A 13,252-nucleotide genomic window follows, 5' to 3' on the forward strand; every position below is an offset into this window, starting at 1 on the left:
CTAAGGGCGGTCGGTGTCGGCCAGCGCCGCGGTGAGGACGTGGCCGATCCGTGCCAGCGCGGATTCGGAGGTCATCCGCCAGTGCGAGGCGTGCACCGCGTGGTTGTGTACGGTGCCGTCCACGGCGTCCGCCCAGCTCGCGGCGCCCGCGGCGCCACTCGGATCGTCCAGCGCGGCGGTGAAGTACACGAGGTTGCCTTTGTAGGGACGGGGGCGGTAGCGCCGGATCAACTCCAGTGACCTGGCGCCCGCGCCGAGCACCCGGTCGATGCGGTCGGCGCCGAACGAGGCGAACGGCTCGGGCAGGTCCGCGAGCAGGCGCGCGAGCCGGGGCGGGTCGAGTTCGGCGTCCTCGTCGTCGGCCGCTTCGCCGAGCAACCCGCCGAGCAGATCGGCGACCGGCAACGCGACGGCCGCGTGCGCGGCGACCCGCAGCGAGCTGTCCATCATGGCCAGTACCGCGACCCGCTGGCCCTGCTCCTGGAGCCGCACCGCGACCGCGTGCGCGAGTACGCCGCCGAGCGACCAGCCGAGCAGGTGATACGGGCCCTCGGGCTGCACGGCGCGGATCTCGCGCACATAGCGGCTCGCCCAGTCATCGATGGACTCCGGCATGGCCTCCGAGTTGAGCACCGGCGACTGGATGCCGTACACGTCGCGCTCCGGGTCCAAGTGCGCCGCTAGGCCCGCGAACGACCACGCGACGCCGCCGGCCGGGTGGAGGCAGAACAGCGGCTCCCGCGCGCCGCCGGTGCGCAGCGGAAGCACGACGTCGAACGCGGCGGTCGCGTCCACCCGGCCGCGACCGGACCGGTGCTGCTCCAGCTGGGCGATCAGGCGGGCCGGTGTCGGCGCGGCGAACAGCCACAACACGGGAATCTGTTCGCCGAGCGCCGCGCTCAGCCGGGCGGCCAGGCGGGTGGCCAGCAGCGAGTTGCCGCCGCGCTCGAAGAAATTGTCGTCCAGGCCGACCCGCTCGGCGGCGAGTATCTCGGCGAAATCGGCGCACACAGCATGCTCCAAGTCGGTGCCGGGGGCCCGGAATTCCCGGGTCTGTGTCTCGGGTCGGGGCAAGGCCGCGCGGTCGACCTTGCCGTTCGCGGTGAGCGGCAACGTCGCCAACTGCCGCAGCTCGGCGGGCACCATATAGCTCGGCAGGATCTCGGCCAGCCCGGCGCGCAACGCGCCGGGATCGAGCCGCTCGGCGGCGGTGAAATAGCCCGCCAGCACGGCCTTCGCGCCGTCGGTGTCGTAGGCGACGACGATCGCCTCGCCGATCTCGGGCCGCGAGCGCAGGGCATGCTCGATCTCGGCGAGTTCGATGCGGTAGCCGCGGATCTTCACCTGGAAGTCGCGCCGCTCGACGTACTCGAGGTGGCCCCCCGCGGACCAGCGCACCATGTCGCCGGTGCGGTACAGGCGAGTGCCCGCGGGTCCGAACGGGTCGGCCACGAACCGCTCCGCGGTGAGCTCGGCGCTGCCGTGATAGCCGCGGGCCAGCTGCGCGCCACCGAGATACAGCTCGCCGGTCACCCCGGCGGGCACCGGGTGCAGACGGTCGTCGAGCACGTAGACCCGATTGCCGGATTCGGGTGTGCCGATGGGCACCAGCGCTTGCCGGGCGCCCGCGACGGTGCGGAAGCGGGTCACCGACACCGCGGCTTCGGTGGGTCCGTAGAGGTTGTCGATCCTGGCCGTGGTGAGCGCCTCGACCCGCCGCACCGTCGCGGCGGGCAACGCCTCGCCGATGACCAGCAGCCGGCGCAGCGAACGCGGCAGGCGGCGCTCGCCGGACGCTTCGGCCAGCATCGCCAGCAGCGACGGCACCAGCGTCAGCGTCGTCACCGAGGCACGGCGCACCAGGTCGAGTAGCCCCGCCGGGTCGCGCTGCGCGTCCCGGGGGGCGAGCACGAGCCGGGCTCCGGTCCGCGGCGCCCACCAGTACTCCCACACCGACAGGTCGAACGCGGCCGAGGTCAGCGCCAGCACCGCGTCGTCCTGGCCGAGCGCGTATTCCGACTGCATCCAATCCAACTGGTGCGCGACAGCCGCGTGCGGCATCGCCACACCCTTCGGCGCGCCGGTGGAACCGGAGGTGAAGATGACATACGCGGTGTTCGTGGGCGAGAGCGCGGCGATCCGTTCGTCGTCGCGGACCGGACCGTCGGCCACCGTGTCGGCGATGGTCGAGATATCCAGCACCACGCTGTGTTCCGACGCCGTCGCGGGCAGCATCGGCTCCCGCGCCGAAGTGAGCACCAGCCGCGGCCCTGCGGCGGCCAGTACGCTCGCGGTGCGTTCCAGCGGATGCGCCGGGTCGAGCGGCACGTAGGCGCCACCGGCCGTCACCACCGCGTACATCGCGACGAGCAGGTCGACGCTGCGCGGAATAGCCAGCGCCACCAGCTTTTCCGGGCCGATGCCGCGCGCGATGAGCACCCGGGCCAGGCGATTGACCCGCGCGCCGAACTCCTGGTACGTGACCGTCGTGGCGTCGTCGACGATCGCGATGGCCTGCGGCGTCCTGGCCACCCGCGCCTCGAACGCGGCGGCCAGCGTGGCAGGCGGGAAGGCGCGCCCGGACTGGTTCCAGGTGACCAGCACACGCTCGGTCTCCGCCGGATCCAGCAGCGCGAGATCCCCGACCGGCAGTCGCGGGTCCGTGCACACCGCGCCCAGCAGCCGTTGCAGGCGAGTGGCGAAACCGGCCACCGTCGACTCGTCGAACAGGGCGGTGGCATAGGTGATCGAAGCCGCCATGCCAGCCGGGATCCCGTCGGGGCCGTAGCGATCGGTGACGATCAAATGCAGGTCGAACTGGGCGACTTCGGATTCGAAATCGGCGGCGGTAGCGGTCAATCCGTCCAGCGAGAAATCGGCCTCCGCCTGGTTGTGGAAGGAGAAGCCGACCTGGAACAGCGGGTGACGGGCGGTGGAGCGCTCCGGGTTGAGCACCTCGACCAGACGCTCGAACGGCACGTCGGCGTGCGCGAAGGCCGCGACGTCGGCGGCGCGCACGCGCGCGAGCAGGTCGGTGAAGCCCTCGCCCGCGTCCACCCGCGCGCGCAGCACCAGCGTGTTGACGAACATGCCGACGACGTCGTCGAGTTCGGCGGCGCCGCGCCCGGCCACCGGGGTGCCCACCGCGATGTCCGAGGTGCCCGACAGGCGGGCCAGCAGCACCGTGAACGCCGCGTGCAGCACCATGAACAGCGTGGCGCCGCAGGACCGGCCCAGATCGGCCAACCGCCTCTGCACGTCCGGGGTGATCGCGAAATCGACGTGCCTGCCGCGCGTGGAGACGACGGCGGGACGCGGGCGATCGGTGGGCAGGCTCAGCTGCGCGGGCAGCTCGGCCAGCGTCTCGGTCCAGAATCGGATCTGCCGCGCCAGCGGCGAGGCGGGATCGTCCTCCGCGCCGAGCAGTTCACGCTGCCACACGCTGAAATCGGTGTACTGCACGGGAAGCGGTGGCCAGTCCGGTGCGACGCCGCGTTTGCGTGCGGCGTAGGCGGACATGACGTCACGCGCCAGCGGCGCCAGCGACGAGCCGTCCGCGGCGATGTGGTGCACCACCACCACGAGCACGTGTTCGGTCCCCGCCGCGTCGTCGCCGTCGACCGGCGCGAACAACCGGGCGCGGACCGGGACGGTCTCGGCGACGTCGAAGCCGCCGCCGACGAAATCGGCCACCGCCGCGGCCAGGTCGTCGGCCGGGACGGCGATGGGCGCGAGCACCGGGGTGGTGTCCGCGACGGGCAACACGACCTGCACCGGTCCGGACGCGTGCAGCGGGTAGACGGTGCGCAGCACGTCGTGGCGAGCCACCACGTCCCCGATCGCGGCGTTCAACGCCGCCACGTCCAGCTCGCCGGTCAGGCGCACCGCCAGCGGGATGTTGTAGGCGGTGGACTGGCGATCGAGGCGGTTGAGGAACCACATGCGCTGCTGCGCGAGCGAGAGCGGCACGGGACCGGTCACCGCGCGCCGGGTGAGCGCGGGACGCGCGGACCCACCTGAGGCGTCGTCCAGCGCGCGGGCCAGCGCGGCGACGGTCGAGTGCTCGAACACCGCGCGGACGCCGACGGCGACCGAAAGCCGGTCACCGAGCCGCGCGGCCAGCTGGGTCGCGGTCAGCGAGTTGCCGCCTCGGGCGAAGAAATCGTCGTCCAGGCCCACGCCGCCGTCGAGTCCGAGCACCTCCGCGACCGTGTGCGCCACCGCCCGCTCGGTCTCGGTACGCGGTGCACGGAACGGAGCAGCGTGAAACTCGGGCTGCGGCAATGCTCTACGGTCCAGCTTGCCGACCGGGGTCAGGGGCAGCTCGTCGAGCGCCAGCACGCAGCTCGGCACCATGTACGCGGCGAGCGAGCGCGCGGCATGAGCCAGCAGGGCGGCGGCGTCGATCGTGTGGCCCGCCGCCGCGACCACGTAGGCGACCAGCGATACCGCGCCCGAGGCATCGGTGTGGGCGACGGTGACGGCCGTGCGCACCGTGTCGTGCGCCGCGAGCACGGCGTCGATCTCACCGAGTTCGATGCGCAGGCCGCGCACCTTCACCTGATGGTCGGAACGCCCGACATAGCGCAGTGCGCCGGATCCGGTCCAGCGCACCAGATCACCGGTCCGGTACAGCCGTCCACCCTCGGGACCGTAAGGGTCGGCGACGAACCGTGCGGCCGAAAGCCCCGGTCGCGCATGGTATCCCCGGGCCAGACCTGGACCCCGCAGGTACAGCTCGCCGGTGACGCCGACCGGCACGGGCCGCAGCCTGCCGTCCAGCACCGCCGCCGACATGCCGTGGATCGGCGTGCCCAGGTCGAGCGGATCGCCGGGCCGCAGCGCGGCGCTGATCGTCGCGATGACGGTGGTCTCGGTCGGGCCGTAGGTGTTGTGGAACGACCGGCCGGGGGCCCAGCGGCGCACCGTATCCGGGCCGTAGGACTCGCCGCCGACGGTGAGTTGCCGTAGACAGTCCAGCTCGGCCGGGTCGAGCGTGGGCAGGACGGCCGGGGTGAGGAACGCGTGCGTCACCCGCTGGTCACGGATGAGCGCGGTGAGTTCCGCGCCGCCGTAGACGCCAGGGGGCGCGATCACCAACGCCGCGCCGGCGGACAGAGCCAGCAGCAGTTCCAGCATGGACGCGTCGAAGCTGGGCGAGGCCACGTGCAGCACGCGCGCGTCCGCGGTGACCAGGTACCGGTCCCGCTGGGCGAGGGCCACTCCGGCGAGGCCACCGTGCGTGGCGACCACGCCCTTGGGCGTCCCGGTCGAGCCGGAGGTGTAGATCATCCAGGCCGGGTTCTCGCACCGCACGGGACGGACGAGTTCGGCGGGGTCGATCGGCGCCGTGCTGTTGCGGCGCATCCGCGCGGCCGTGGACGGGGCGTCCAGCACCAGCCAGTCGACGTCACCGGGCAGCGCCGCGCGGCAGGTGGCGATCGTCAGGCCCAGCACCGCACCGGAATCGGTCAGCATGTGCGCGATCCGCTCGGCCGGATAGGTCGGGTCGACCGGAACGAACGCGGCGCCGGTCTTGGCCACCGCCCACACCGCGAGCACGGAGGTGATCGAGCGCGGCGCCGCGACGGCCACCACGTCCTCCGCGCCGAGACCGTGGCCGATGAGCATGCGCGCCAGCCGCGACGACTGGTCGTCCAGCATCCGGTAGGTCAGCTGCCGTTCGCCGCCGACCAGCGCGACCGCGCCGGGGTCGAACGCGACGGCGGCGGCCATCAGTTCGGCAAGCGTGCGCGGCGGCACCGGCGCGTCGCCCCGGCGGCCGAGCAGGCCGGCGCGTTCGGCGGGGGCGAGTAGATCGGCGGCGGCGATCGGCGCGTCCGGTCGCGAGGTGAGCGTGCCGAGCAGCCTGCCGAAGCGGCGCAGCAGAGCGCGCGCGGTGGCGGCGTCGAAGAGGTCTGTGGCGTAATCCAGTTCGACCGCGAGGTGGCCGTCGGCGTCGGGCTCGGCGGCGACGGTGAATTGCAGGTCGAAACGCGCCACCTGTTCGTCGAATGCGACGGCGGTGAGTTCGAGGCCGGGCACGGTGAAGGCGTCGGCGGCGGCGTTCAAGTAGCTCAGCGCCACGGTGAACAGCGGATGCCGATCCTGGGAACGCTCGACGCCGAGTTCGTCGACCACCCGATCGAACGGCACGCTCGCGTGCTCGAATGCCGCGAGATCGACGGCCCTGATCCGGGTGAGCAGATCGGTGAAGGACTCGTCGGCGCGCACGTCGGCGCGCAGCACCACGGTGTTGACGAACATGCCGACCAGGTCGTCCAGGGCCGCCGCGCCGCGTCCGGCCACCGGGGTGCCGATCGGGACGTCGCCGGAACCCGACAACCGGGACAGCAGGACGGCGAGGGCGGCGTGCACCACCATGAACGGCGTCGCGTCGTGACGCAGCGCCAGTTCGCGGACCCGCGCCGCGACACCGTCGCCGATCCTGGCCCGCACGTTCGCGCCGCGCTTGCTCGCGACGGCGGGACGCGAACGGTCGGCGGGCAGCTCCAGCTCGCCCGGCAGGTCGCGCAGCGTCTCGGCCCAATACGAGAGATGTTGCACGGCAGCGTTTTCCAGCTGGGCATCCTGCCACAGGGCGTAGTCGGCGTACTGGGCGGCGAGCGCGGGCCAGACCGGTTCGGCGCCGAGTACGCGGGAGAGATAGGCCGTCAGCAGATCGCGCAGCAACGGGCTCATCGAGTAACCGTCGGCCGCGATGTGGTGCACCACCGCGACCAGCACGTGGCTGGTGGCGTGCTCCCGCAGCAGCGCCGCGCGCACCGGAACGGCGGCGGTGACGTCGAAGCCGGCGGCGAGGAACTCGGCGATCCGGTCGTCGGCGGCGCGACCGTCCAGCGCTTCGACCGTCAAGCGCACCGAAGCGCCGTCCGCGGGCAGGATCACCTGATGACCCGCGCCGGTCGCGTCGGCCGGATACACCGTGCGCAAGGTCTCGTGCCTGGCCACGACGTCGGCGAACGCGGCGATCATGGCGTCGGTGTTCAGCTCGCCCTCGATGCGCAGCGCGACCGGGATGTTGTGCGCGGCAGACGCCGGATCGAGCCGGTTGAGGAACCACATGCCGCGCTGGACCGGCGCGAGCGGAATCCGTTCCGGTCGCGGTCCGGCGACCAGGGGCACCGCCTGTTGGGTCGCGGCGGCGTCCCCGGTGAGCAGCGCGGCCAGCGCGCCTACCGTCGGCGCTTCGAACAGCAGCCGCACCGGGACGCGGCGACCGAGCCGGTCGGCCAGCCGGGCCGCGACCCGGGTGGCGCTGAGCGAGTTGCCGCCGAGGGCGAAGAAGTGGTCGTCGACGCCGATCGGCCCATCGCCCAGCACCGTTTCGAAGGCCTCGACCACTACGCGCTCGGCCAGGGTGACGGGGGCGAGATAGGCGGCGCGGTCGAAAACCGGATCCGGCAACGCTTTCCGGTCCAGCTTGCCGGAGGCGTTGAGCGGGAAGGTGTCGAGCGTGACCAGAGCCGAGGGGAGCATGTACGACGGCAGCGTGCGCGCGGCGGCGCGCAGCACCTCGGCATCCGCAGGCACCGTGCCCGGCTCGGTGGTGACGTAACCAACCAGGTGATCGTCGCCGGTGACGGTGGTGACCACCCGGGCCGCCGCCTGCGCCACCCCGGGCGCGGCCGCGAGCGCGGCCTCGATCTCGCCGAGCTCGACGCGCTGGCCACGGAACTTCACCTGGAAGTCGGTGCGGCCCAGATACACCAATTCGGCGGTGGCCCCTCGGGTCTCCCAGCGCACCAGGTCGCCGGTGCGGTACATCCGCTTCCCTGGCGCGCCGAACGGGTTGGCCACGAACCGGTCCGCGGTGAGGTCCGGCCTGCCGTGGTAGCCGCGCGCGAGCTGGACGCCCGCGAGATACAGTTCGCCCGCGACGCCGGGCAGCGTCGGGCGCAGCCGCGAATCCAGCACGTAGACCCGGCTGTTCCATGCCGGATTGCCGATCGGCAGCGCGGTGCGGTCGCTCTCGCCCGTCACGTCGCGGTGGGTGATGCTCACCGCCGCTTCGGTGGGGCCGTACAGGTTGTGCACCCGTGCGGCGCTCACCGCGCCGAATGCCCGCACGGTCCCGGCGGGCAGCGCCTCGCCGATCACGAACACCGTGCGCAGCGACGCGAGTGCGGCGCCGCGCCCTGCGGCGGCGACGTGCCCGGCGAAGACGCTCAGCATCGACGGCACGAAATCGGTGACGGTCACTTGTCTTTCGGTGATCACGCCGGTGAGATAGGCCGGGTCGCGATGGCCGTCCGGAGCCGCCAGCACGAGGGTGGCGCCGACCCGCAGCGGCAGGAAGTAGCCCCACAGCGACACGTCGAACGTGGTCGCCGTCTTCTGCAGGTAGACGTCCTCGGCGGTGAGACCGTACCGCGACTGCATCCAGGTCATCTGGTTGACGATCGCGGCGTGCGACACGCTGACGCCCTTGGGTTTCCCGGTGGAGCCGCTGGTGAAGATCACGTACGCCGGGCTGCCCGGGCGGATCGGCGCGCGACGTTCGTCGGCCGCGATCGCGTCGTCGGCGTAACCGTCCAGCGCGACGGCCTCGACCAGGACGGTGGCGACGGAATCGCCGACGTCGATCCGGTCGGCCGCCGTGGTGAGCACGGCCACGGGCGTGGCGGTGTCGAGGATGTGGGCGATGCGCCGCGCGGGGTGGTCCGGGTCGATCGGCACATACGCCCCGCCCGCCTTGAGCACCGCGTACATCGCGACCACCAGCTCCGGTGAGCGCCGGAGCGCCAGCGCCACCAGCGCTTCCGGGCCGACGCCCGCCGCGATCAGGTGGCGGGCCAGCCGGTTGGCGCGCCGGTCCAGCTCGCCGTAGGTCACGGTGACGGGAGGCAGCGCGCTATCGGGCACGAACACCAGCGCGGGGTCGTCGGGCGTCGCGGCGGCCTGCGCCTCGAATTCGTCGAGCAGCAGTTCGTCGGCCAGGGCGGTGTGCGTGGAGTCGTTCCACTCGGTGACCACGCGGCGCAGTTCGCCCGCGTCGAACAGGTCGATGTCGCCGACCACCTGTTCCGGGTCGGCGGTGACCGCGGCGAGCAGACGGGTGAAGCGCGCGCCGAACGTCGCCACGGTGGAGTCGTCGAACAGGTCGGTGGCGTAGGTGAAGCGCAGCGCGTCACCGGTGACGGTGAGCTGGAGGTCGAACGGCGTGGTCTCGCAATCGAAGTCGTGCACCGCCACGGCGACGCCTGCCATGTCCAGGGCGACCGGCGCGAGGTTCTGGAAGAACAGCGCGATCTGGAACAGCGGGTGCCTGGCCTGCGAGCGCGGCGGATCGAGCAGCTCGACCAGGCGCTCGAACGGCACGTCGGCATGGGCGAAGGCGTCCAGGTCGCGCTCGCGCACCCGGCGCAGCACGGCCGCGAAGGTGTCCGAGCCGGGGACCTGCGCGCGCAGTACCAGGGTGTTGACGAACATGCCGACCAGCTCGTCCAGCGCCGCGTCACCGCGCCCCGCGACGGGCGCGCCGATCGCGATGTCCTCCGTACCGGACAGCCTGGCCAGCAGGGTGGCCAGCGCGGCGTGCACGACCATGAACGGTGTGGCCTCGTAGCGCGCGGCCACGTCGGCGATGCCCGCGCCGATCTCCTGCGGGAGAGCGACGGTCGTGCTCGCCGCCATGTGCGAGGCGACGGCGGGGCGCGGCCGGTCGGCGGGCAGGTCGAGCTGGGCGGGCAGAGCGCGCAGCGTCTCGCGCCAGTACGCGAGCTGGCGTGCGGCCACCGAGTCCGGGTCGTCCTCGGCGCCGAGCACCGCGCGCTGCCAGAGCGCGTAGTCGGCGTATTGCAGGTCGAGTTCGGTCCAGTCCGGGGCGGTGCGCGTCGCGCGAGCCGCGTAGGCGGCGGCGAGATCGCGGGCCAGCGGGCCCATCGAGAAGCCGTCGGCCGCGATGTGGTGCACCACCAGCGCCAGCAGGTGGTCGCGATCGGACCGGGTCACCAGGCCGACGCGCAGCGGCACTTCGGCGGTCAGGTCGAACGGGGCGGCGGCGAACTCCCGCAGCGCGCCCGTCGCTTCCAGCATTCGGACCGCGGGCGCCTGATCGACGTCGAGGATGCGCTGATACCCGACGCCCTCGTGGTCGGGGTACACGGTGCGCAGCGTTTCGTGCCTGCCGACCACGTCGCCGACGGCGGCGGCGAGGGTGTCCGGGTCCAGGTAGCCGGTGAGGCGGACCACCACCGCGATGTTGTGCACGGTTTCGGCGGGATCGAAGCGGTTGAGGAACCACATCCGCTGCTGCGCGGGCGAGAGCGGGATGCGCTCCGGGCGTGGGCGCGGCACGAGCGCCGGTTTGGCGCCCGTCCCCGCGAGCCGTTCGGCCCGCGCGGCCAGCGCGGTCACGGTCGGCGCCTCGAACAGCAGGCGCACCGGGATCTCGGCGTCCAGTTCGGCGCCGAGCCGGGCGGCGACCTGGGTCGCGAGCAGCGAGTTACCGCCGAGGGCGAAGAAATCGTCGTCCGCCCCCACGCGCTCGACGCCGAGCAGAGCCGCGACGATCCCCGCCACGGTCGCCTCGGTGCGGGTGGCCGGAGCCCGGTACCCCACGGTCGCGAACTGCGGCGCGGGCAGCGCGGCGCGGTCGAGCTTGCCGGAGGCGTTGACCGGGAACCGCTCGAGCAGGACGAACGAGGTGGGCACCATATACGCGGGCAGTTCGGCGCTCAGCGCGGCCCGCACGTCCTCGATGTCGATCGGGTGGCGGCCCGAGGCAACCAGGTAGGCGACCAGCTGATCGCCCAACCGCTCGTCCGAACGGACCAGCACCACGGCCTGGGCAACCGCGTCCAGCGCCGACAGCGCCGACTCGATCTCGCCCGGCTCGATACGCAGACCGCGCAGCTTCACCTGGAAGTCCGTGCGGCCGAGATACTCCAGCTCGCCCTTGCCGGTCCAGGAGACGAGGTCACCGGTGCGGTACATCCGCGCCCCGGCGGGTCCATACGGGTCGGCCACGAACCGGTCGGCAGTCAAGTCCGGGCGTGCCACGTAACCCTGGGCCAGCTGTGCACCGGCGAGGTACAGCTCCCCCGGAACGCCGACCGGGACCGGCCGCATCCGGGCGTCCAGCACCAGCAGGCGGGTGTTGGCCACCGGTCTGCCGATCGGCACGGACACCAGGTCCTCATCGGTCACCTCGTGATAGGTGACGTCGACGGCGGCCTCGGTAGGGCCGTACAGGTTGTGCACCCGCGCTCCGATCACCTCTCGCGCCCGCTGCGCGGCAACCGCGGGCAATGCCTCGCCCGATGCGAAGACGTTGCGCAGCGTAATGCACTTTTCTGCGCGCGGATCCGCCAGGAAAACCGCCAGCATGGCGGGTACGAAGTGCACCGTCGTGACGCGTTGCTCGACGATCAGGCGGGCCAGATAGGCGGGGTCGCGATGCCCATCTGGACGTGCGACCACCAAGCGAGCGCCGAAAGCCAAGGGCCAGAAAAATTCCCAGACCGAGACGTCGAAGGTGGCGGGGGTCTTCTGCAGCACCACATCGTCCGTGACCAGCGGATAGGCCGACTGCATCCAGGTGAGGCGATTCACGATCGCCGCGTGGGTGACGGCCACGCCCTTCGGGCGACCGGTCGATCCTGAGGTGAAGATCACATACGCGGTGTGGCCAGGGGCGGGCGCACCGAGCCGGTCTACGGCGGTGAGCGGATCGGCGGAGTACCGGGTCAGGTCCAGCCGGTCGACGCGGACCTGCCGCGCCGCGCCCGCGTCCAGGTCCGGGCCCGAGGTGAGCACGCACACCGGCCGGGCGGTCGACAGCACGTACTCCAGCCGCTCGGCCGGATGGTCGGGGTCGAGCGGGACGTACGCGCCGCCCGCGAGGGTGACCGCGTAGATGCCGACCACCAGTTCCAGCGACCGTCGCATGCCGAGCGCGACCGGCGCATCCGGGCCGACGCCCTGACCGACCAGCCAGCGCGCCAGCCGCCGCGCCCGCGCGGCGAACTCGGCGTAGGACAGGGTGCGCCCGTCGACCGTGACCGCTGGCGCGTCCGGGGTCCTCGCGACCTGCGCCTCGAACAACGAGATCAGCGTGGCGGCCGGGTCGACGGGGACGGCGGTGTCGTTCCAGCGGTCGAGCACCAGTGCCCGTTCCGCGTCGTCCAGGATTTCGAGGTCGCCGACCGGCACCGAGGGGTCGGCCACCGCGGCCCGCAGCACGCGCGTGAAGCGAGCCCCGAACGTCTCGACGGTGGCTCGGTCGAACAGGTCCGTGGCATACCGCAGCACGCCGCGCAGCGCGTAACCGGTCGCCACGCGGTGTTCGGTCAGTTCCACCGCCAGGTCGAACTGCGCGACGCGGTTGTCCAGCGGATAGGCCGACACCGTCAGGCCGGGCAGGCGCAGCACGGTGTCGTCGTGCTGCTCGAAGGTGAGCAGTGTCTGCACCAGCGGCGAATGAGACTGCGAGCGAACCGGGTTCAGCTCCTCGACCAAGCGCTCGAACGGCAGGTCGGCGTGGGCGAAGGCCCGCACGTCGATCTCCCGGACGCGGCCGAGAAATGCGGCGAACGACGCGTCCGGCGTGATCGGCGTGCGCAGCACGAGGGTGTTGACGAACATGCCGACCAAGTCGTCCAGCGCTTGTTCGCCGCGTCCCGCGACGGGGGTGCCGATGGCGACGTCGCCGGCTCCGGCGAGCCGGGCGAGCAGCGCGGCGTAGGCGGCGTGCAACACCATGAACATCGAGACGCCGTGCCGCCGGGCGAGTTCCGCGATCGAGCCGGTGAGGTCGGCGGGAATCGCGAACTCGACGGTGGCGCCGCGACCCGAGGCCACCGCCGGGCGGGGACGGTCGGCGGGCAGTTCCAGCAGCGGGGCGAGTCCGTCGAGTTCCGATCGCCAGTAGGCGATCTGGTTCGACAGCGGCGAGTCCGGATCATCCGCGCAGCCGAGTGCCTCGCGCTGCCAGAGGGTGAAGTCCGCGTACTGCACGGGCAGCGGCGGCCACGACGGCTGCTCCCCCGCGACGCGCGCGGTATAGGCCGTCATCAGGTCGCGGGCCAGCGGTGCGGTGGAGACGCCGTCGGCGGCGATGTGATGGACCACCACGGCCAGCACATGGTCTTCGGGCGCGACGCGGAACAGGCTCGCCCGCAGCGGGATACGACTGCGCAGGTCGAAGCTCTCGCCGATCGACGCGAGCACCGTGTCCCGCAGGTTCGGCTCGGTCACCTCGATCGGATGCAGTGGCAGTTCGGGCACA

Annotated in this window: 1 protein-coding gene (only partly in view); it reads right to left on the minus strand. The window is 72.4% G+C overall.

Annotation, left to right across the window (positions count from 1 at the left end; all coding sequences use genetic code 11):
- Positions 1 to 13,252 carry the 3' portion of a non-ribosomal peptide synthase/polyketide synthase gene (locus ACWEH3_RS05855; RefSeq protein ID WP_452358275.1) on the minus strand. 11,984 nt of this gene lie beyond the right edge of the window, so 13,252 of the gene's 25,236 nt are visible here — the last part of the coding sequence; the start codon falls outside the window, past its right edge; the stop codon is at positions 1 to 3.

It is taken from the genome of Nocardia sp. NPDC004718 (genome assembly GCF_053601535.1).